The organism is Coleofasciculus sp. G2-EDA-02 (genome assembly GCF_040226375.1).
In the GTDB taxonomy this organism is placed as follows: domain Bacteria; phylum Cyanobacteriota; class Cyanobacteriia; order Cyanobacteriales; family Coleofasciculaceae; genus Coleofasciculus.
The window spans coordinates 37404-58355 of the sequence record NZ_JAVKEW010000214.1; the positions used below are offsets into that span (position 1 = coordinate 37404).

Annotated in this window: 17 protein-coding genes; 13 read left to right on the forward strand and 4 right to left on the reverse strand. The window is 44.4% G+C overall.

Translation table 11 applies throughout. The features are described from left to right. The first annotated feature begins 48 nt into the window (after window positions 1-48). Window positions 49-357 carry a hypothetical protein gene (locus RLO19_RS25245; RefSeq protein ID WP_446360150.1) on the forward strand — a complete coding sequence of 103 codons (309 nt, stop codon included), beginning with the start codon at window positions 49-51 and terminating at the stop codon, window positions 355-357. A gap of 74 nt (window positions 358-431) precedes the next feature. Here RLO19_RS25245 and RLO19_RS25250 read toward each other — a convergent pair whose 3' ends face one another. Next, complete coding sequence (locus tag RLO19_RS25250) at window positions 432-2582, reverse strand: calcium-binding protein (protein ID WP_446360151.1); 2151 nt, start codon at window positions 2580-2582, stop codon at window positions 432-434. 738 nt (window positions 2583-3320) lie between these two features. On the opposite strand from RLO19_RS25250, the gene RLO19_RS25255 reads away from it, so the two are divergent. From RLO19_RS25255 to RLO19_RS25285, 7 genes are all read left to right on the forward strand, one after another. After that, the gene (locus RLO19_RS25255) at window positions 3321-3713 is read left to right on the forward strand and encodes a glycosyltransferase (protein WP_446360152.1); all 393 of its coding nucleotides are present in this window, start codon (window positions 3321-3323) and stop codon (window positions 3711-3713) included. Window positions 3714-4020: 307 nt separating this feature from the next. Further along, window positions 4021-4746 carry a class I SAM-dependent methyltransferase gene (locus RLO19_RS25260; protein WP_446360153.1) on the forward strand — a complete coding sequence of 242 codons (726 nt, stop codon included), beginning with the start codon at window positions 4021-4023 and terminating at the stop codon, window positions 4744-4746. 63 nt (window positions 4747-4809) lie between these two features. Continuing rightward, window positions 4810-6030 (forward strand): glycosyltransferase family 4 protein, encoded by a 1221-nt coding sequence (locus RLO19_RS25265; protein ID WP_446360154.1) that lies wholly within the window; start codon window positions 4810-4812, stop codon window positions 6028-6030. Between the two features lie 27 nt (window positions 6031-6057). Next, a complete protein-coding gene (locus RLO19_RS25270; RefSeq protein WP_446360155.1) occupies window positions 6058-7377 on the forward strand; it encodes an O-antigen polymerase in 1320 nt (439 codons plus the stop codon). 86 nt (window positions 7378-7463) lie between these two features. Beyond that, window positions 7464-8660, forward strand: a complete 1197-nt coding sequence (locus RLO19_RS25275; RefSeq protein WP_446360156.1) for a glycosyltransferase family 4 protein — start codon at window positions 7464-7466, stop codon at window positions 8658-8660. 11 nt (window positions 8661-8671) lie between these two features. After that, window positions 8672-9910 (forward strand): glycosyltransferase, encoded by a 1239-nt coding sequence (locus tag RLO19_RS25280; protein ID WP_446360157.1) that lies wholly within the window; start codon window positions 8672-8674, stop codon window positions 9908-9910. Window positions 9911-10002: 92 nt separating this feature from the next. Further along, entirely contained in the window at window positions 10003-10581 is a 579-nt protein-coding gene (locus RLO19_RS25285; protein ID WP_446360158.1) for a YdcF family protein, read from the forward strand. A gap of 86 nt (window positions 10582-10667) precedes the next feature. Here RLO19_RS25285 and RLO19_RS25290 read toward each other — a convergent pair whose 3' ends face one another. Beyond that, window positions 10668-12056 carry an NCS2 family permease gene (locus tag RLO19_RS25290; RefSeq protein WP_446360159.1) on the reverse strand — a complete coding sequence of 463 codons (1389 nt, stop codon included), beginning with the start codon at window positions 12054-12056 and terminating at the stop codon, window positions 10668-10670. Between the two features lie 159 nt (window positions 12057-12215). Between RLO19_RS25290 and RLO19_RS25295 the strand changes: the two genes are divergently transcribed. Continuing rightward, window positions 12216-13766 (forward strand): dolichyl-phosphate-mannose--protein mannosyltransferase, encoded by a 1551-nt coding sequence (locus tag RLO19_RS25295; RefSeq protein ID WP_446360160.1) that lies wholly within the window; start codon window positions 12216-12218, stop codon window positions 13764-13766. Window positions 13767-13856: 90 nt separating this feature from the next. Next, window positions 13857-14474, forward strand: a complete 618-nt coding sequence (locus RLO19_RS25300) for a Uma2 family endonuclease (protein ID WP_446360161.1) — start codon at window positions 13857-13859, stop codon at window positions 14472-14474. A gap of 236 nt (window positions 14475-14710) precedes the next feature. Here the strand turns inward: RLO19_RS25300 and RLO19_RS25305 are convergent, their stop codons facing one another. Next, entirely contained in the window at window positions 14711-15271 is a 561-nt protein-coding gene (locus RLO19_RS25305) for a Uma2 family endonuclease (protein WP_446360162.1), read from the reverse strand. Window positions 15272-15699: 428 nt separating this feature from the next. On the opposite strand from RLO19_RS25305, the gene dnaK reads away from it, so the two are divergent. The 3 genes from dnaK (at window position 15700) to RLO19_RS25320 (ending at window position 19307) form a co-directional block, all read left to right on the forward strand. Continuing rightward, the gene (dnaK, locus tag RLO19_RS25310; protein ID WP_446360163.1) at window positions 15700-17778 is read left to right on the forward strand and encodes a molecular chaperone DnaK; all 2079 of its coding nucleotides are present in this window, start codon (window positions 15700-15702) and stop codon (window positions 17776-17778) included. A gap of 310 nt (window positions 17779-18088) precedes the next feature. Then, window positions 18089-19084, forward strand: coding sequence for a DnaJ C-terminal domain-containing protein (locus tag RLO19_RS25315; protein WP_446360164.1), 996 nt, complete (start codon window positions 18089-18091; stop codon window positions 19082-19084). Then, entirely contained in the window at window positions 19047-19307 is a 261-nt protein-coding gene (locus RLO19_RS25320) for a hypothetical protein (RefSeq protein ID WP_446360165.1), read from the forward strand. Before RLO19_RS25315 ends, RLO19_RS25320 begins: the two co-directional genes overlap by 38 nt. A gap of 362 nt (window positions 19308-19669) precedes the next feature. On the opposite strand, the gene RLO19_RS25325 is transcribed toward RLO19_RS25320, so the two are convergent. After that, complete coding sequence (locus RLO19_RS25325; RefSeq protein WP_446360166.1) at window positions 19670-20779, reverse strand: AAA family ATPase; 1110 nt, start codon at window positions 20777-20779, stop codon at window positions 19670-19672. Window positions 20780-20952 lie beyond the last annotated feature (173 nt).

Genomic DNA, 20952 nt, shown 5'->3' on the forward strand with positions numbered 1-20952 from the left:
GAAAATTATATTCTAGTAGTTAAAGAAATGTCAAGGGTTGCGTCCAAGATGGTTGCCATCTCAGATTGCAACTTTATGGGTCAAGGTTCCCTAGTTTTACGTTTACTGAAATATTCCATATTTTCCCTGGGGCTTTGGTCATTGGCAAACTACTTAAAGACAAAAGGAAAAGGATATACCTTCAGTAAAGGCGATGGTTTAGCCTATTCCTACTCTGTGTATCAAAGTCTAAACACATTACATGAATTTTGGCAAACACTGCGATTGAATAGCACAAAAGGAAAAAGTGATACATTTTTTGGATCAATTATTTCTGCTGAACATTTGTTGATTATTGGTTTCAATAAAAATGGCTAATGCACCGCAACTTTAACAGGATTGAGTAATTCTCAGCTCTGCTGAAGTTGGAATCGATAAACGATGGAGCTTGACTAAGCAACTATTTCAAAATCTCCTCCAGCCAGTGCTGGTGTGCCATTAAGGATAGCAAACTGACCACCACCTGAACCAAACCCTACAGCAGCGCCATTGGTATCATAAAACAACCTGCCAGTCTGACTGTACACGATCACAGCACCAGTTGTCTGAGCCTGTAAATCGTCAGCGGCTAGTGCAAACTCTCCAGATACGCTAAAACCCACGCCAGTAGCACTGCTCAAAGCAGAGAAAGTCCTCTGACTCAATTGAATAATGTCTGCACCGTCTCCAAAGTCGGTAATTGTATCTATACCCAAAGAACGAACACTATTCGTTCCACCGAAAAAGAAGATATCCGCGTCAGCTCCCCCAGTCAAAATATCATCCTGCACAAACCCATTGAGAAAATCCTCACCGTTTCCACCATTGAGGATATCAAAGCCAAAGCCACCAAACAGAGTATCCGCACCCTCATCGCCGAATAGTTCGTCATCACCACCACCACCATCAAGAGAGTCGCCATCGTTTCCTCCATTGAGGGTATCATTACCTGCCCCTCCCCTGATATTATCTTGACCCGCTTCACCAAAGACAGTATCGTCACCCTCACCACTGTCAATCAGATTGTTGAAATCATTACCCGTAATCGTATTATCAAGTTCATTTCCCCTCCCTAAGGTCGCACTACCCAGCAGGGTCAAGTTCTCTAGACCACTACCAATACCTAACCCCCTATTAGCAAAAGACTCTACCGTATCAGTACCACTGGGGTCAGCCACAATTGAATCATTGGCGTTGCGAATGATGTAAGTATCATCGCCATCGCCACCATCCAGAGTATTGATGCCGCTGCCCCCATCGAGGATATCATCGCCATCACCACCAATCAGAGTGTCATCACCATCTTCTCCAAATAGACTATCAGCGCCGTCTCCACCGTCGATAATGTCATTACCAAAAGAGCCAAAAATACTGTCATCACCGCCTAAACCGTTGAGCGTGTTATCTTGCCGATTTCCGATAATCTCATTGTTTAAGGCATTTCCTTCACCAAAGATAGGACCTTCTATTGCCCCTATCGTAGCTCCAGGTGCAGCCAGAATTAGATTCTCAACCTCACCCGCAATACTGAAACCACTGGGGAGAGCGTTCAGAGAAAAATCAATCGTAGAGAAAACAGTATCAATGCCACCTCCGGTGGATTCATCAATTTCGTCAGTGCCGCCCCCGGAAATATTGTAGGTATCGTTACCCGCACCACCGATGAGAGTGTTGCTACCAGAACCACCTTCTAGAGTGTCGTCGCCGCTTCCACCTTCAAGGATATCATCACCATCTGCTCCCTTGAGGAGGTCATTGCCATCCAAACCTCGAAGGGTGTTATTGGTTGCATTACCAATGATTAAGTTATCAAAGTTGTCTCCTGTACCATTAGTAGCAGTATCCAGGAGGCGTAAATTCAAGCCTTTGGGACCGATGTATCCACTTGCTTGCGTTGACAGATTAAAATCTACGGACGAGTTAACTGTTCCCCGACCATCTGCATCGACAATTGTTTCATTGGGATCATCAACAGTATAAAAGTCATTACCAGCACCTCCATCAAAGGTGTCTAAGCCTGCTCCGCCTATAAGTTGATCATTTCCGTTACCTCCAATAAGATTATCATTGCCATCACCACCCTTGAGAATGTCATCACCATCTAAGCCTTCGAGAGTGTTACTTTCCCCGTTACCACTAATTAAATTGTCAAAATTGTCACCTGTACCATCAATAGCAGTCCCTATAAGCCGCAAATTTAAGCCTCTTGGACCACTATACCCACTCGCTTGAGTTTCGAGTGAGAAACTCGGTGCTATAGAAATAACGGTGCCCCAACCATCCGCATCTATAATCTGATCTGTGGTGCTATCCACGATGTAGCGGTCGTTGCCTCTGCCGCCATCCAAGATATCATTACCACTGCCACCATCCAGTTCATCATTGCCAGTTGCCCCTATGATGGTGTCATTACCAGCCCAACCCCGTAATAGATCGTCGCCAGCCCGACCTTGTAGAATGTCATTCCCATCTAGACCATTGATGAGATCATTAAGAGCTGTTCCCCTTAGTATAGGATTGACAATACCGTTATCATCGAAAGGTGTACCAGTAATGTTAGCCATGTATCTGCCTCAGAGCTTAATTGATGACCATGTAGTGGTAGAGAGCGTATCGCCGTAGGCGGTTGTGTTAAAACTATACAATCACTTACGGAAGCGAATATCCTCAAATCTCTAATTAGAACTAATAGAACCTGATAGCCAGGATTTTTAAAACTGTAATCGAACTACACTCTTAATAATAACCGACTTCGGCAATATGCAATCTAAAGAATTTCAAAGTTTCAATAAATTTTCATGAATTTTTATAAATAAATCTGCTTATACGGGAAAAGTAATATTTAGTGCAAATCCATTCTTGATTCGGCTAAATATAAATAATAAATAATGATTGAATGTGTAGGTTTGAAAATTTACCCGCCTTAATTTTTAATATAGCTTAAGGGAGGAATCTAGCGATTGCAACCGCCTCGGTTGACATCATTGTTTCTACAGATATCGGGTGTCCCTCGGATAAAGAAGGGTTAGTTGAACTGGTTCACCCCATGTTTAACGATCCCAACCTTGAATAGTAAGGTTTCAGTGATGCTGCGTCTCCTACGCTTACGAAATGCCGCAACACAACTTATAATAATGAATGTTCCTCACCCCTGGTTTAAACTAATCGTGTTTGAGTACATGACTAATATCTATGGGATAAGCGGCTATGCACGAGGTTTCCTGCGGGGTCTGTCTCAGTGTCAGCCGTGTCGGCAGCGCCTGAAATCTGTATAATCTGTATAAAGCGGAGTTGATGTCCCAGTGGCACGCCAAGAACATCATAATTTAAAACCTGACTCTCTCCTGCCGTCCCCGTTAGCACATCAAGCTGCCACGGATCTGAGAGTATCTGTGATGATTACGACTCATAACCGAGTCAACGAACTCAAGCAAACTTGTGAAGTATTGGAGTCCTTATCTCCACCCCTTGATGAGGTGTTGCTCTGTGCTGAAGGATGTAGGGATAACACTGTTGAATTGATTCAACATAATTACCAGCATTATCGCTTTTTCATTAACCCAGTTAGCAGAGGTTCTGTAGCTTCCCGATATTACCTCATTCGCCAAGCCGAAGGGGATTTAGTACTTGTGGAGTATGTGGCGCAGATGTCCTTTTCCTTGTGTGCTGGCACTTTCCCTATATCGGTTCTTTAGTCAGCTTAGATATGCAGTCAAACGAGGAATGAACGGGGTTGTTCGAGAACCTTGTTGATGGTTCGCTGCCTTACAAGGTTTACCCTATGCCTTACTGAAAAGAAGCCCAATTTCTTGGCAGGTTTATCGTTTGTGGCTCTCCCTTCTCTCACAGCCAATCTATAGGGATGAGGAATGGCAAGAGAAATTTTACGCAGTTGAAGTTAAACCGTCACTTTGTCAACAACAGTCGGATATGAATATTACCACCAGGATTTAAATAAATTAACTATCATAACATGCTTCAAAAATTAGAATAGCCCAACCTATGAAAAAATCGCAACTCATTTTGTCTGATTCAAATCTAGATTTTTGTCCCCGATTAAAAACCATTATAAAAAATGGACAAACTATAGATGGAGATGGAAATATTATTCAGATTCGGGGAATGTCAACAATAAATAATTTACAAATTATCCGAAGACTAATTATCGATTTATGCCCAAAGAATACATTAGAAATTGGATTGGCATTTGGAGGTTCTGCATTAGCTATTCTTTCAACTCTTCAAGAGGTTCACACAAAAAAAGATTTTTTACACACAGCAATCGATCCATACCAAAGTACCGTCTGGAAAAATAGTGCTATTACTGTCATTACACAAGAACAGCTTGATAGAAATTTCCGTTTCTTTGAAGAGTATTCATCATTAGTGCTGCCCAGGTTGATTTTAGAACATGAAAAATTTGGACTAGTTTATATAGATGGCTCTCATTTATTTGAAGATGTGTTTGTAGACTTTTATTTTGTAGTACAGCTCCTTGAAATGAATGGAATTGTTATTTTTGACGATTGTCGAAATAATCATGTACACAAAGTTGTTCAGTTTATTAAAAATAATTATTCTAAGATTTTGACAAGTTATCCAATTTATTTTCCAGATAAATCTTTTCCAAAAATAATTGCTAACAAGTTGGGCTATAAGCAAGTAGAAATATTTTGTAAAATAGGAGAAAATTCCAGAAAATGGAAAGATAAATTAAAGAAATTTTAGACAAAAATAAAATAAATATAATAATAAAATGTGCAAAAATAATCCTTAGTAATTATAAAGGGAATGTTTGATCAAGTGCCATCATGGATATGCTGTCAACTGGGTGCCCGTGAACATTATGCTATCCCACGAGCATTACAACAGTATGGAAAACTTGCCTATCTGATTACCGATGCTTGGGTTTTACCTAAGTCTCCACTAAACTTGCTACCGAGACATGTTTTAGCGAATTTACGCGATCGCTTCCACCCTGACTTAGCCCAAGCCTCTGTCCACGCCTTCACTCACTCTTTGATGCGCCTTGAACTGGCGCAACGCCTGCAAAATACTTTAGGGTGGACAAGTATTATTGCCCGTAATCGCTGGTTCCAACAACAAGCCGTTGAGTTACTGGAAACCATCACGCCAAAACTTAACACTTGTCCTATCCTCTTTGCTTACAGTTATGCAGCTTTAGAACTGTTCCGCTATGCCAAAAGCCAGGGTTGGTATACTATCTTAGGTCAAATCGATCCAGGACTAGTCGAGGAAACATTAGTTCGACAGGAACATATTAGATATCCCGACTACCAATCTACTTGGCAGCCCGCACCGCCTCAATACTGGATGAATTGGTTAGAAGAATGTGGGCTAGCTGACCGAATTATCGTTAATTCTCCCTGGTCAAGCCAAGCCTTGCAACAAGTCGGAATTCCGGTCAATAAGATGAACATTATTCCCCTTGCCTACAACCCCCCTGAGACAGCCAGCAATTTTGAGCGAATTTACCCCTCAACTTTCTCGGCTGAACGTCCTTTACGAGTGCTGTTCCTCGGTCAAGTGATACTACGCAAAGGTGTTGCAGCACTGCTAGAGGCTGCTAAACTACTACAGGATCAACCGATAGAATTCTGGCTAGTCGGTTCTCAAGGCATTCCTGGATATCCACTAAACAAAGGACGGATACGGTGGGTTGATGCCGTCCCTCGTAGTGCAACAGCAAAGTACTATCGCCTAGCAGATGTTTTCCTGTTTCCTACCCTCTCTGATGGTTTTGGACTAACACAGTTAGAAGCGCAAGCATGGCAGTTGCCTGTTATTGCTTCTAAATTCTGTGGGAAAGTCGTGACAGATGGAGAGAATGGACTGCTCTTACCGGAAGTGACACCAGAGGAAATTGCCAATGCCTTAAACTTTTGCCTTAACAATCCGCAAAAACTCACAAGTTTTGCACAGCAATTAAAACACAATAACATTATAAGCTTATCACAACTACAGGATTTCCTGAATAAAACTCTTGACTAACCTAACTGTTATAAAGTCTATATTCCAATGCCCTTATTTGAATACCCAGAACTAGCCTTCAGTCAAATCACCCTCCTAGTTATTAGCTGGATTTGGTTACTGCAACGAAACGATGAAATTCCCCTGATCATAAGCAGTTTCATGTTTTATGTGGCATCCTATCGATATTGGGCAGTCACTCAAGGAATTAATCATTGGGTAAACCTCACTTCGCTGGGGCTGAGTTCTGTGACTCAGGAAGCTGCACTTGAAGCGTTAGCTTACATCGTATTTGGTCAAATCTGTCTTTTAGGAAGTTACATGTGGCATCAGAGGAAAATCATGCCGATTATTATGTCTACTGATGTCGATTACTCTGTATTAAAATGGCTATACCCTAAAGTTATTGTATTAGGTTTATTTTGCCTACCCCTAGTCGTAGTTACTCGCTCGCAAGTTATTATGCAATTAAGGGTAGGAAAGTCATTGGCTTTTCAGATCAGCAGTTATCTATATTTATTTCCTTTAGCTTTGGTAGGAATTACTACCCTAATCTTTTGTTTATGGAAATTTGGTTGCTTTCCATCATTGCTCAGTAAAATTTATGCTATCTCGATTGTATTTGGGGTATTTGAATTGACATTTGGTAGTACGGGTCGTTTCCAGTTTATGGGATGGATAACCGCTGCTGGAATCATTGTATCCTCTTCCTATCGACCGAAAACTCGTCTTGTTATTATTGGTAGTTTTCTCCTCTTTGCAATCAGTCTGTTTGCCATAGCCGGAGCAATGCGTAATCCCAACTTTGCCGATGATCGCTTAAATCAAGCAGCCTGGGAGCGTGCATCCAGTGCTGAAGATGCCAATATGCTCGATGGCTTTGTACTTCTACAGAATGTCTATCCCCAACGCCTAGACTTTCAGTGGGGTATGGAGCATCTAGAAATCCTAATGCGCCCGATTCCCCGAGCTTGGTGGCCAGAAAAACCAGTGGGAGGTTATATGAATAAACTAGGCTTAACTATTCATGGCGGCAAGGGAACACTAGGGATTTCACCGAGCCTATTTGGATCGTTCTACGCTGAGGGGGGTATTATTGGTATTTTCCTATTTTCATTGCTCTACGGAATAATTATGGCTAAAATAGTAGGTTACACTACTAAACTAAAACCCTTTGCTGCTATCCTTGTCCGTGCCATTCTCTGTGCTTCGTTACTCCCGTTGCTACGTGGCGGGGACTTGCCTGGAATTTATGCCTGGATTGGTATGGCTTTTTGGCCTTGTTTTCTATTACTTTGGATTAAACGCGCCGATTGGCGATTGAAATTACCTGAATCAGTTTCTGTTTATTATCGTGAAATAGAATGAATTTTATACAAACATTATAAACATTATCATGGATTAAATTGAAAACTATTGTCTAAACTAGAATAGCATCTGTAGATAATTTAGCTATGCATGTTGTTATAATTTTTCACACGATTGGAGGCTATCATGCGGCTCGACTGCGTGCTGCTTATACTGTTTGTCAACAAAAATGTTGGCGCTTTACTGCAGTTGAAGTGACAGACAATACCATAGAACATCCGTGGGGTGACATAAGGCAAGAAATTACGTTTCCTTATCAAACTCTCCTGCCTGTGGCAACTACTCCGGCTTTAACAAATCGTAGTTCTCAGTCTACTGAAGCAGTATCTTTACTATTTTCTTGTCTGGATACTCTGAAACCAGATATTCTGGCTATTCCCGGTTGGGGATTTCCTGTTTCTCGTGCTGCTTTGTCATGGTGTCAACGTAATCATATTCCATCAATCGTGATGAGTGAGAGCAAAAGAGATGATGAAAAACGGCTGTGGTGGAAAGAACGACTTAAATCTTGGCTTTATATTAAGAAGTATAATGCTGCGCTTGTGGGTAGTGAACTACATCGCCACTACTTGATCGAATTAGGTATGCCAATGGAGCGAATTTTTCTGGGTTACGACGCAGTTGACAATGACTATTTTAATAAAGGAGCTAATGCTGCCCGAGTTGATCCAGATGGGGCAAGACGGCGCCAGCCGCAAATTCCTTTGAAACCTTATTTTATCACAGTAACTCGCCTACTCAAGCGCAAAAATGTGTTACGCCTTGTAGAAGCATTTACGGCTTATCGTCAACAAATTGGAGAAGATAAAGCGTGGGATCTGGTGATTTGTGGGAAAGGTCAAGAAGAAATATCTTTACGGAATTTAATTGGGAGAAATCAACTTTATAGCTGTATTCATTTGCCCGGTTTTGTCACCTACAAAGCCATAGTGGACTGGTATGGTTTAGCTAATGCTTTTGTACATCCTGCAATACAAGAACAGTGGGGTTTAGTGGTGAATGAAGCTTGTGCAGCTGGACTACCAATTTTGTGTAGCAGAACAGTGGGGGCTTGTCATGAACTTGTCCAAGACTATCAAAATGGTCTCTTATTTGATCCGGAAAGCGGTCAAGATATTAGTCGAACCTTGATCAGTACACATCAATTAGATGTATCATCAAGAACTACTATGGGACAATTAAGCCAAGCACTTGTTGCTAAATATAGCCCACAGAGGTTTGCTGATGGTCTCATAGATGCTATCAAAGCAGCTTTGTTAGCTAGGCGAGATTTATATATATAGAGTCGTCAGCAATGAAAAGCCTACATGTGATCTCTTCTGTATCTCCAGTTCGTGGTGGACCTACTCATGCTGTTCTGCAAACAGTTAAAGCATTACGCAATTTGGGAGTTGATTCTCAAATTGTTACAACCAATGATCACGGCTCGGAGCAACTGCTAAACGTATCATTAAATACAAATATTGAGTATCAAGGAGTCCCGACTAGATTTTTTTCACGATATTATCCATTGATAAAAAAAAATAATTTTAATAGGGATAAAGCTTTTATATTTTCGGCTGAACTGACTCGTTGGCTCTGGCATCATATCAGAGACTATGATATAATTGAAACCCGTTATCTTTTCTCTTATCCCTCTAGCTGTGCTAGAATAATTGCCCGACGACAAGGAATTCCATATATAGTTCATCCAACGGGTCAACTAGCTGCTTGGGCACTAGCACAGAGTCGCTTTAAAAAACAAATCTATTCCTTCTTGATCGAGCGTCCTAATCTGAATTCCGCAGCAGCTATTCAGTGTTCTTCCAAAGGGGAAGTAGAAGATGTGCATAAGTTTGGAATTCAAGTTCCCACCTTTACAGTACCAGTAGGAGTCAATTCATTCGTTGATTGTCCAGAAGCAGAAGCTAGACATAAGTTACATCATACTTATGGAATACCTAATCATAAGCCAATCGTACTCTTTTTATCTCGCCTGCACTATAAAAAGCGTCCCGATTTGTTAATCCAAGCCTTCAGCAAACTCGCTGTTCAAACCTATGATTTTCACCTGATATTGGCGGGTTCAGGGGAAACCGACTATGTAAATCATCTCAAAAAATTAGTCGCCTCTCTTAGTTTAGCTAAACATACATCATTTGCTGGTTTTGTCACAGGTGAAGACAAAAACTTACTCCTCCAAGGTTCTGATATTTTTGTTCTCCCTTCTTTTTCCGAAAATTTCGGAGTAGCAGTAGCCGAAGCCATGGCGGCTGGATTACCCGTGATTGTTACCCCCGGTGTACAAATTTCACCAGAAATTGCCGCAGCCAAAGCGGGATTAGTTGTAGAGGGAGAGATTGAGACTCTTGCTGATGCGATCGCGACTTTGCTAACCTCTCCCCACCTACGCCATGAATTAGGCGAGAATGGTAAGCGCTTGGTGAGTCATCAATATTCCTGGAAGGTGATCGCTCAAAATCTGATTTCTGTCTATACTGCAATAATCGAAGGGAAACCTTTACCTGATCATCTCAGTTCGACAAATTCTTGATCAGCTGTCAAATCAGTGACATTTCCCCCTAGCCCGCTAGTACAAATATTCTGGTGAAAATCTGCCGTCATCAATTTAAATGGAGATGCTGTTTGACCAGCGCTACCCTGATCCTACTTCTACTGAGTATCATTCCCCTGCGGCTGGCGATCGCACAATACCAATCACCCTACCCTCAAGCTATTCTAACCTTAGGCGGTGGGCGCGATCGCGAAACCTTCACCGCCCAATTTGCCCAAACTCACCCTTCCCTAGACATCTGGGTTTCCAGTGGTTCACCCCCAGACGTTTTGTCTGCTATTTTCCAGAACGCCAATATTCCAACTCAGCGCGTTCATCTCGACTATCGCGCCGTCGATACCGTCACCAATTTTACCTCTCTCGTGGCTGACTTCAAACGCCACAAAATCCAACATATCTACCTAATCACCTCCGATTATCATATACCCAGAGCCAAAGCGATCGCGACTCTTGTCCTCGGAAGCCAAAGCATCGCCTTCACCCCCATCGCCGTACCCTCCAACCAACCCACTGAATCCTTGCTGCGTATCCTTCGTGACAGCATTCGCGCCCTAATATGGATTATTACAGGTCATACTGGCGCTACACTTAAGCCACAATTGATTAGTTATTTGTCCTTTGTCCTTCGTCATTTGCCCTTTGTTATATAATTTACGAGAACCTCTGCGAACCTCTGCGCTAACCTCTGCGTCCTCTGCGTTAAAAAAGTATAACTTATCGGGAAACTCCCTTAAACTCATCCGCCACTATTCATCGCCATCACGATAAAACGCAGCACAAAAATTACCGCCAAAACCCACACCGCGATCGCGACTTCATCGACTTTCCCCTGAAACCCTTTAATTAAAGGATATGTAATCAATCCAATCGCCAAACCTTCCGCAATCGAATACGTCAACGGCATCATTAAAATCGTTAAAAATGAAGGAATAGACTCCGCCGGATCATCCCAGTGAATCCCCCGTAAATTCCCAGCCATCAACACCCCCACAATCACCAACGCTGGTGTCGTAGCAAAAGCCGGAATTCCCGAAAGTAAAGGAATAAAAAATATCGAAACAACAAACAAAATCGCCACAACAACAGCCGTAAATCCCGTGCGCCCCCCTTCCGCAATACCCGCAGCCGACTCAATATACGTCGTCACCGTCGAGGTTCCCAAAACCGCCCCTACTGTTGTCCCCACCGCATCCGCCATCAACGCCTGATTCGCCCTAGGCAATTCCCCATGTTCATCAATATAGCCCGCCTGCATCCCCACCCCAGTCAGCGTACCCACGGTGTCAAATAAATCCACAAACAGAAACACAAACAACACCGCCAGGAAATCCCACCCATTCACCTGATTGATTCTACCCAATCCCGCGATCGCAACCCCAATTAAATCCACAGGTAACTCAGGAACACCAATAATCCCCTCTGGTAACGGAGACACGCCAAGAATCCAGGCTAGCGCCGCCGTTGCCAAAATCCCCCATAGCAGCGCCCCCGTGAGGCGACGGGCGACAAATGCCGAGGTAATCAGGATACCCGCGATCGCAATTAATGTCGAAGGTTGACTCAAATCCCCTAATTTCGTTTTTGTCACCGCATCAGCGGCGATAATCCCCGCCCCACTTAAGCCAATATAGGCGATAAATAAGCCAATTCCCGCCGCCGTTGCCCGTTTCAGACAATCGGGGATCGCTTTGACGATTAAATGGCGCACATTTGACAGAGTTAGGGCAATAAAAATCAACCCTTCGATTAAGATAGCAGAAAGGGCAATCCGCCAGTCGATGCCTAATCCCAATACCACCGAGTAGGTAAAAAAGGCATTGAGTCCCATACCGGGGGCAAGGGCAAGGGGATAATTCGCCCACAATCCCATAACTAGGGTAGCAATTGCCGCAGAAAGTGCTGTGGCGATGACTAATTCATTAAACAAATCTCCTGATGCTTGTAAAAAAATGGCATCGGATAAAATGCCCGGATTCACAACCAAAATATAAGCCATTGTCATAAAGGTGGTGAACCCTGCCAATAGTTCTATGCGGATCGTGGTTTGGTATCGATCAAATTTAAAGAATTTAGCCAGAACTCCTAACTGTCTCCTTGGTTGTCCAGAAGGATCATGATGACTCATAACTGTCCCCTGAGATGCCCTAATATTAGCTTACTCCTTTCTCAGGATGAGATATGGAGTAGATGTTAGCGTTAGCGAAGCGGGGTGAACTCCCCACCCGATCCTCGACTTCTTAAAGAAGTTGGGGATCTAATGCCAACCAGATTCACCTGATATTATATGATTTTAAATAACAAATCATTAACCTTATCAAACTATTGGTTCCATTTTGGCTTAACGGCTATTTTTTTAGCCTCAGCCATTCTCCGATTTTGGGGCTTGGGTCGATTTAATGCTTTGGTATTTGACGAGGTATATTATGCCAAATTTGCCAATAATTACTTAACGGGAACAGACTTTTTCAATGCCCACCCGCCCTTGAGTCAATATATCATCGCGATCGGGATGTGGCTGGGTTCTCATCTTCCCTGGGATCAGCAGTCCATGAATGGTTTGGCGGGTTCATTGCGATCTACATGGAGTTATCGTTGGCTGAATGCGCTCACGGGTTCGTTTATCCCCTTAGTTGTCGCCGGGATTGCCTATCAGCTTAATCGGCGTCGCAGCTATGCGTTAATTGCCGCTTTTTTAGCCGGGGCAGATGGTCTATTTTTAGTTGAGTCTCGCTACGCGCTGAATAATGTTTATTTGGTTATTTTCGGATTATTGGGTAATTTATGTTTGTTACTCGCACTCAGTCACTCTCAGTCAAAACGCTGGATAAATTTGGCATTATCGGGTGCTTTTTTAGGGGCATCTGCTTGTATTAAATGGAATGGTTTATGGTTTTTATTCGGGATTTATTTCCTTTGGGGGATGGCTTGGTTGCTTCAGTGGAGAGGAGATAGTTCAAAGTTTAAACCTTGGGTAGGGGCGGGTTTAGTTGCATCTGGGTCAAAAAGAGACGATAGTAATGAAACCCGCCCCTACAAACCATGCACTACAGCGAAGCGAAGGGTCAACACTCAACACTCAACACTTAAAACTACCTTAGTTAATCTAACTCAATTAAACGGGATTCAGTTTTTAGTCAATTTTGCCCTAATTCCAGCGTTAACCTATAGCTTACTCTGGATTCCACACCTAATCATGAATCCCCAACCCGGATTTTGGGACGCCCACTATAGAATTTTGACCTTTCACGAAAAAATCGGTAGCGGACCAGAGGTTCATCCCTACTGTTCTAAATGGTACACTTGGCTGATTATGCTGCGACCTGTGGCTTACTTTTACCAAACTGCCCAGAGTACCCGTGAACAAGTTCCGGCTTACCCTCCGTTACCCAAAGGATATGGTCAGGTGATTTATGATGTCCATGCTATGGGAAATCCTATCGTTTGGTGGCTATCAACAGCAGCAATTTTATTGTTACTTTTGCTGTTGCTACAGCGTCTTTGGTCAGGAATGCAGGGATATTTTCCACCTACAACGGTGAATTATATTAGTCTGTATTTAGGGCTTAACTGGCTGGCTCAGTTATTACCTTGGGTTGGGGTCAGTCGCTGTACATTTTTATACCACTATATGGGCGCTTCTGTGTTTTCTGGGTTAGGGTTAGCTTGGCTGATTGACCGTTGGCTACATCGGGAGCAAGAGTATTGGCAAATTGCGGCAATAACGGTTATCAGTTTAATTCTGTTGGCATTTGTCTTTTGGTTGCCGATTTATTTAGGTTTACCTCTATCTCTTAAGGATCATCAAATGCGAATGTGGTTCGATTCTTGGATTTAGATTATTTGCTCATTGGTCATTGATCATTGGTAATATCGGCTACACTGTAATGGAGGTGACTCTCATGGAATCAAAGGAGAAGCGATCGCCATGATTCCAGTGATTGATAAAACACCAGTCTCAATCGATCAATTCCTGGATTGGTATCCACAGATTTCAGAGAACCGCTACGAATTGAGACGCGGGGTGATTGTCGAGATGCCAAAACCGAGAGGGAAGCATTCGGAGATTGCAGGATTTGTGATTAAAAAATTGAATACCGTGATTGACGATAAGCAAGTTCCTTTCTTTATTCCTAGAGAATGCATTATCAAAATCTCGGAGGATACTGGCTATGAACCTGATGTCGCGGTGGTGAATCGACCAAACTTAGCGAATGAATCCCGTTGGGAAAGTTCATCAGTTATTGAGCATGGGGAATCGGTGAAACTCGTAGTCGAGGTGGTTTCCACGAATTGGCGTGATGATTATGCCCTCAAAATGACTGACTACGAGAGTATTGGCATTGGTGAATATTGGATTTTAGATTATCTTGGCATAGGTGGGCGGCGCTACATTGGCTCACCCAAGCAGCCAACGTTCACCGTTTGCACCATGGTGGATGGGGAATACGAATTACAGCAGTTTCGTGACAATGAGCGTATCATTTCTCCCACATTCCCAGAATGGGAATTAACGGTCAACCAGATTTTCCATCCAGGTGAATGAGCCAGTGGTTGGTGAATTGCTCCATCGTGTTGGGTGGGTAGTCCTTGAGTATCCTGTTTCCCTTGGACAGTAAGCTGTCATGCATTTAAATTGGGTATTAGTAGCGAGCAAGATGTATTAGTAGCAAGCAAGATGCTCGCACGACAAGGATTTCACCATTGTTGACATTAAGCTTTAAATGCCGAACAGCTTAAAAGGGCGTGGAGTAAACAGAGAGCTTTTTTTTATGGGTTTGGTTACCCCATTTTCAACCAGTCAAAGACTTGGTTGACGCTAAGAGATAATTTTATATCGCCCAAAACTGGCAGGACTTGTTCGCCCTGAAATAACACAGGTTGCTGCTGCGGTTGTAGACACAAAATGCTGAGATCGTCAGGGTCAATAAACCAGCCTAGGCGACTGCCATGTTCTAGACAATAGAGAATATTGCCTAACACTTTGTTGGGTCGTTGTTCGGGGGAAAGAATTTCTATCGTCCAATCTGGCGGAAGATCAAAATTATCGGGTACGTTACCCTCAGCAGTGAAGGGAATACGTTCCCACTGAAAAACTGCCACATCGGGGACGATGGATCGTACACCAAAACTACATCTTAATTCTGGGAAGGCATAGGCAATTTTTGTCTCTTCTGCAACTTGATTGATAGTGGCGCAGAGTTTTCCTTGCAAGCGGCTATGTCTTCCCTTTGGCATGGGCTTTTGTATAATTTCTCCATTGATATATTCACTGGCGGGTTTGGTTTCTGGTTGTTGCAAAAACTCGTGCAATGTTAGTGGCTGTCTGAGTGCTTGTACCATGGGGATCGCCTCCAAGGTGAGACGGCAAGTTATAGACTCAATTCTAGTTACAAAGCGACGCGATCGCGCCTTGGTACGATAGACCTATCGTAGTGGCTTGGCACACCTAATTTAGTGGATTAGCCTTATACCCAGAAAATTTATAAAATTAGGGGCTCACATCCCCTACTACGAAACCAACCCACGATCCTAGACGTTCCACCGGAGGAGTCTCTACAAGTTTCCCCTCTGCTTCCAGAGGCTTCTTGCATCGTGTCTGGAACATTGTTTCCCCTGCACCTGGAACCCCTCCGCTCCCCCTCTTCCGCACGATAGAATAGGTGAAATGACCAGCGATCGCACTGCCTCTGGTCAACTATCTACTAAAATCTCTAAAGTTATTGTATTCAGCGATTTGGCATTAACAGCGAGAGGAGACAAAATTACGCATGGGCAAGGTAGTCGGCATTGACCTAGGGACAACAAACTCTGTGGTAGCCGTCATGGAGGGTGGCAAGCCGGTTGTCATTGCTAATGCAGAAGGTATGCGGACAACCCCTTCTGTGGTGGCGTTTAGCAAGGAAGGGGAACGCTTAGTCGGACAAATGGCACGTCGCCAAGGGGTTCTGAATCCCCAAAATACGTTTTATGGGATTAAGCGATTTGTGGGGCGTCGATATAGTGAACTCAATCCTGAGTCTAAGCGCGTCCCCTATACGATTCGCCGTGATCCAGAAGACGCGATTAAAATTCGCTGTCCCCGCCTGAAGCAGGAATTTTTCCCGGAAGAAATTTCGGCGATGGTACTGCGGAAGTTGGCGGATGAGGCGACTCGCTATCTGGGTGAAGAGGTGACGGGGGCGGTGATTACGGTTCCCGCTTATTTTAATGATTCTCAACGACAGGCGACGCGAGATGCTGGGCGGATTGCGGGTTTGGAGGTGTTGCGAATCCTCAATGAACCGACAGCCGCATCCTTAGCGTATGGGTTAGATCGGCAAGAGAGTCAGACTATTTTAGTCTTTGATTTGGGCGGTGGTACGTTTGATGTCTCGATTCTAGATGTGGGGGATGGCGTATTTGAGGTTAAATCCACCAGTGGGGATACTCAATTGGGGGGAAATGATTTTGACCGCAAAATCGTGGATTGGCTAGCCGAACAGTTCCTCGAAACCGAAGGAGTGGATTTACGTCGCGATCGCCAAGCCCTCCAGCGATTGATGGAAGCTGCTGAAAAAGCCAAGATTGAGCTTTCGGGGGTGGGGGTGACGGAGATTAATTTACCCTTTATCACCGCCACCGCAGATGGACCTAAGCATCTGGAAACCAGACTGACTCGTCCCCAGTTTGAGGGATTGTGTGGGGAATTAGTGAGTCGTTTACGTCGTCCCCTAAAACGCGCCTTCAAAGATGCGGGATTGACGCCTGTGCAAATTGATGAGGTGGTTTTGGTTGGGGGTTCGACTCGCATTCCCTTAGTTCAGCAATTGGTGCGGAGTTTAATTGATAAAGAACCGAATCAAAATGTGAATCCCGATGAAGTGGTGGCGGTTGGGGCGGCAATTCAAGCGGGTATCCTGAGTAATGAAGTTAAGGATGTGCTTTTGCTGGATGTGACGCCGTTATCGATGGGATTGGAAACCATTGGTGGGGTGATGAAAAAGCTGATCCCCCGGAATACGACTATCCCCGTGCGGCGATCTGATATCTTTTCTACGAGTGAAAATAATCAAACCCTGGTAGAAATTCATGTCCTGCAAGGGGAACGGGAAATGGCAAGTGATAATAAATCCCTGGGACGATTTAAGCTGACCGGAATTCCGCCTGCGCCTCGAGGCATTCCCCAAGTGCAAGTAGCGTTTGATATTGACGCCAATGGGATTTTACAGGTAACCGCCCTGGATAAAACCACCGGGCGAGAGCAAAGTGTGACAATCCAAGGTGCATCGACCTTAAATGAGTCCCAAGTGCAACAGATGATTCGCGACGCCGAGGAAAATGCCCAATTAGATCGTCAACGTCGGGAAAGGGTAGAGAAGCGCAATCGCGCCGAAACCATGGCGACGGATGCGGAACGTCAACTCAAAGAAGTTACGCTGGATTTTGGCACCCAATTTGCCAGTGCGTATCGGCGGCGGATTGAAGCGTTGGTGCTGGAACTACGAGACGCGATCGCGCAAAATGATGACCGGGGGATTGACCGGGCGCAATCGGATTTACAAGATACTATCTATGAACTCAAACGGGAGGTAAGGTTAGCTTACGCCGAAGATGAGGATGATGACTTTTTTGGCTCAATTCGTCGTGTCTTCACTGGAGAAGACGAAGAGGACGCCTATTGGGAACCCAAACGGCGTGAACCCCGTGAATCCCGTGAACCTTATGATTATGGTGTAGGGACAGGTCGATCCAGTCGCCGACGCGATCGCGATCGCGATAGAGATAGAGAGAAAACCTATTCCCGTCGCGATGTCCGTTCCGCCCCCTTAGAAAATGATTGGGATGAAGAAGATGATGATTGGTTCTAAATAGTATAAAGGCGTAGCATGGCACCTCTGGGTGTAGGGGCGGGTTTTACTGATAACATTTCAGAGAAAACCCTTAACTTAACTCGCACCCGCCCCGATTTAATCCGTTTTATTCATCAACGATATCACCGGAGTTGGGCTCTCGCATTTGGGTATAATATTTTGGATAAGTATCATCAGATAGCCCCCCAAATGCGAGAGCCCCTACAAATAACGAATGACGAATGACGAATGACGAATGACGAATGACGAATGACGAATGACGAATGACAAATGACAAATGACAAATTACATAAACAAATGACTGAAAATGCAAAACTTTCGGAATTATTACGAGATTTTAGGAGTTCCCCCCGATGCATCCAGTGATGAGATAAAAAAGGCATTTCGGCGACTCGCCCGTAAATATCACCCGGATGTGAATCCAGGGGATAAAGAGGCTGAGGAACGGTTTAAGGATATTAACGAAGCCAACGAAGTCCTGTCTGATCCCAGTCGGCGATCGCAGTATGATCAGGTTGGCAACTTCTTTAAGAAGAAAGGATTTACCCGTAAGGCGGCGAAAACCAATCCTGTGAAAACCACCTTCTCCCGCAATGGTCGGGGGCGGACTTCTAGCCAAGAAGTGGATTATAGTGAGTTTGGCGATTTTAACAGCTTTGTTGAGCAACTCCTCGGACGCCGTCCTCCTCGTCCCGGTATGGGAACGGAACGAACCGGAAGCCGAGTTGATTCCTCTGATCCGTTTCGCCCAGGAACCCGGAAAACCGCTTATCGAGTTAATCCTAGCGCCCAGCCTAAAGATGTAGAGGCGCGATTAACATTGCCCTTAGAAAAAGCTTATACCGGGGGAATTGAGCGAATTCGCCTCGAAGATGGTCGATCTTTAGAAGTTGAATTACCCGGAAATATGGTCACAAATCAGCGAGTTCGCCTCAAGGGTCAGGGAATCGCTGGTGGGGATTTGTTTTTAATTATTACGGTTTCGCCGCATCCATTTTTTAAGCTGAGAGGGTCAGATATTATTTGCCAGTTACCCGTGACAGCAGCCGAAGCGGTATTAGGAACTCCTGTAGAAGTACCGACTCTGGATGGGCGAGTGAAAATGAATATTCCGGCGGGGGTGCAGTCAGGTCAACGATTACGTCTAGCGAATAAGGGGTATCCGATAGAAGGGGAACGGGGTGATCAGTTAGTCGAGATTCAAATTGTGGTGTCAAAAACGCCAAGTCCCGAAGCGCGAGAACTGTATCAGAAATTGTTAGAAATTGAACGGTTTAATCCTCGGCGGGATTTGCCGATTTGAGGGAAAGGTAGAGGATGAAGGGAGTGCGATCGCGGGATTGCAACACAACGTAAGATACTTAGCGATTAACATCGCAGCTACACAAAAAAGAGCGCTAAAGTCCAGTATATTGGTAGAATCGCCTTTGCGACAGGAGAATGATTTATATCGAGTGGTGGGAATTTTGAAGCATTTGAGGGAGTTGGTGCTGAGTGAAGATTGGCAAGCGCAGCAGGTTGGCTAGAGCGTCAGTCGGTGTAACTAAAATTAGCGCTTATGTAAAGAAATGCCATAGCACGTTTGTTAATTGTAGGGGCGGGTTTAGGGACTAAATCTAACTAAGAAACCGATAACTGAGCAACAAAACCCGCCCTTAAAAGGGGTCTTCCGGACTTAGTGTGCTAAAATATCAGATTTAATGAGCCAGGAATCTTACCAAACAACGACTGTAGTCTACTGATATCTTGCACTTGGCGATTAGAAATCGCGGCTATACAAACCAAACCCACCTCCGTGGGTTTCCAACCTTTTTTGTCAGTCCTTACCTTGCGGACTTTGTTTGTATATGCCCCTCCAAATTCCATTCTGAGGGCATGGTACTTGAAATCAACTTAAACGTTGGCGTAGCCACAATGCCAATAGAGGGAGAGCCAGTCGATAATTTTGCTCGGAGCCATAAATTAAACCTTTGTGTTGTAATCCCGCGATCGCACCTTGGAGACTTCCCCCTCTGGATAGGTAATGTTTGTGAATATAATCGCGACTTTGGGGCTTGTCAGTCGGATCTAACGCCAGAGATTCCAACAGATGCGCTTGATTCGCCGGAAGCAGCATCAGTAATGACTCGAAAACCATGGATAGGTCAGATAATAGATCTTGGATTGCCTGCTGGATGTGGCGATCGCGAATTAACCCGTCAGCCACCCGCACCGACTGGAGGCGTCGCACCAGTGCGGAAGCATCGCCTAAATGCCCCTGTACCGCATTGACAAACAATTCCAAGGCTTGCGATCGCGGATCGAATGTTAGCCCTTCTACATGGAGGACTTCTTGCGCCCAAGCCGCCACCACATCATCGGCTAAGGGAGCAAGCTGCACGATTTCTAAACTATTCCCCGGTTCATCAGGATGAATGCTAATTTCTGCGATCGTTGCTACCAAGACATAACTCACCTGAGTCTGACTCTCGATCTCTTGCTTCAAAAAATTTTCCCACACCCCATGACGATCCCAAGAGCGAATGTGGGGGAAGCTTTCCAAAATTAACACTACCCGTTCACCTATAGATTCGGCTAATTCTTGTAGGAAATCCAGTAATCCCTCAAATGCTTTCCATTGCTGCTCTTGACTTTTTACCCGAATTGGTTTGAGCTGTGCTCTACCTCGTCCGTTATCATGGAGGACAAATAATTCAACCGCCTTGTGTTCAATCCACTCTTGCATGAGAGCGTGAGCCGTTGCACTTAGAAACGTCTGATTGATGCTCTCGCACAGCAATTGCACGAAGCGCTGACCATCAGTAACCCGGATACAGTCAACTTCCAAGATTTTCACGCCAACTTCCCGAGCCGCCCGTCGTACCAGACTCCGACGTCCGCTTCCGGGTACTCCCACAATCAGCAGGTTGCCGTCATGGGCTAAAACCTGGGTGATTCGCTGGAATTGCGCTTGCCGTCCAACCAATTGAAACGGTGTTGATACATCCAAAATGGTCACGGTTTTAGTGTCCTGATCGCTATTCCTCTAATCGTTAAATCAATGGACATTTCTTTCCTTTGTGGACATAAGTATAACCGTCAGCTTTCCAGATTGGCTCGAAATACTTCCAGTTGATGCTTTGCAGTTTCCCTTTTGCTGTAGTCAAGTCAAAGACTCGACCAGCTCTCACT

Excerpts from the sequence above, each read along its gene's own strand:
- RLO19_RS25245 (WP_446360150.1), top strand. The coding sequence starts at position 49 with ATGGTTGCCATCTCAGATTGCAACTTTATGGGTCAAGGTTCCCTAGTT.
- RLO19_RS25250 (WP_446360151.1), bottom strand. The coding sequence starts at position 2,582 with ATGGCTAACATTACTGGTACACCTTTCGATGATAACGGTATTGTCAAT.
- RLO19_RS25260 (WP_446360153.1), top strand. The coding sequence starts at position 4,021 with ATGAAAAAATCGCAACTCATTTTGTCTGATTCAAATCTAGATTTTTGT.
- RLO19_RS25265 (WP_446360154.1), top strand. The coding sequence starts at position 4,810 with ATGTTTGATCAAGTGCCATCATGGATATGCTGTCAACTGGGTGCCCGT.
- RLO19_RS25270 (WP_446360155.1), top strand. The coding sequence starts at position 6,058 with ATGCCCTTATTTGAATACCCAGAACTAGCCTTCAGTCAAATCACCCTC.
- RLO19_RS25275 (WP_446360156.1), top strand. The coding sequence starts at position 7,464 with ATGCATGTTGTTATAATTTTTCACACGATTGGAGGCTATCATGCGGCT.
- RLO19_RS25280 (WP_446360157.1), top strand. The coding sequence starts at position 8,672 with ATGAAAAGCCTACATGTGATCTCTTCTGTATCTCCAGTTCGTGGTGGA.
- RLO19_RS25290 (WP_446360159.1), bottom strand. The coding sequence starts at position 12,056 with ATGAGTCATCATGATCCTTCTGGACAACCAAGGAGACAGTTAGGAGTT.
- RLO19_RS25295 (WP_446360160.1), top strand. The coding sequence starts at position 12,216 with ATGATTTTAAATAACAAATCATTAACCTTATCAAACTATTGGTTCCAT.
- RLO19_RS25300 (WP_446360161.1), top strand. The coding sequence starts at position 13,857 with ATGATTCCAGTGATTGATAAAACACCAGTCTCAATCGATCAATTCCTG.
- RLO19_RS25305 (WP_446360162.1), bottom strand. The coding sequence starts at position 15,271 with ATGGTACAAGCACTCAGACAGCCACTAACATTGCACGAGTTTTTGCAA.
- dnaK (WP_446360163.1), top strand. The coding sequence starts at position 15,700 with ATGGGCAAGGTAGTCGGCATTGACCTAGGGACAACAAACTCTGTGGTA.
- RLO19_RS25315 (WP_446360164.1), top strand. The coding sequence starts at position 18,089 with ATGCAAAACTTTCGGAATTATTACGAGATTTTAGGAGTTCCCCCCGAT.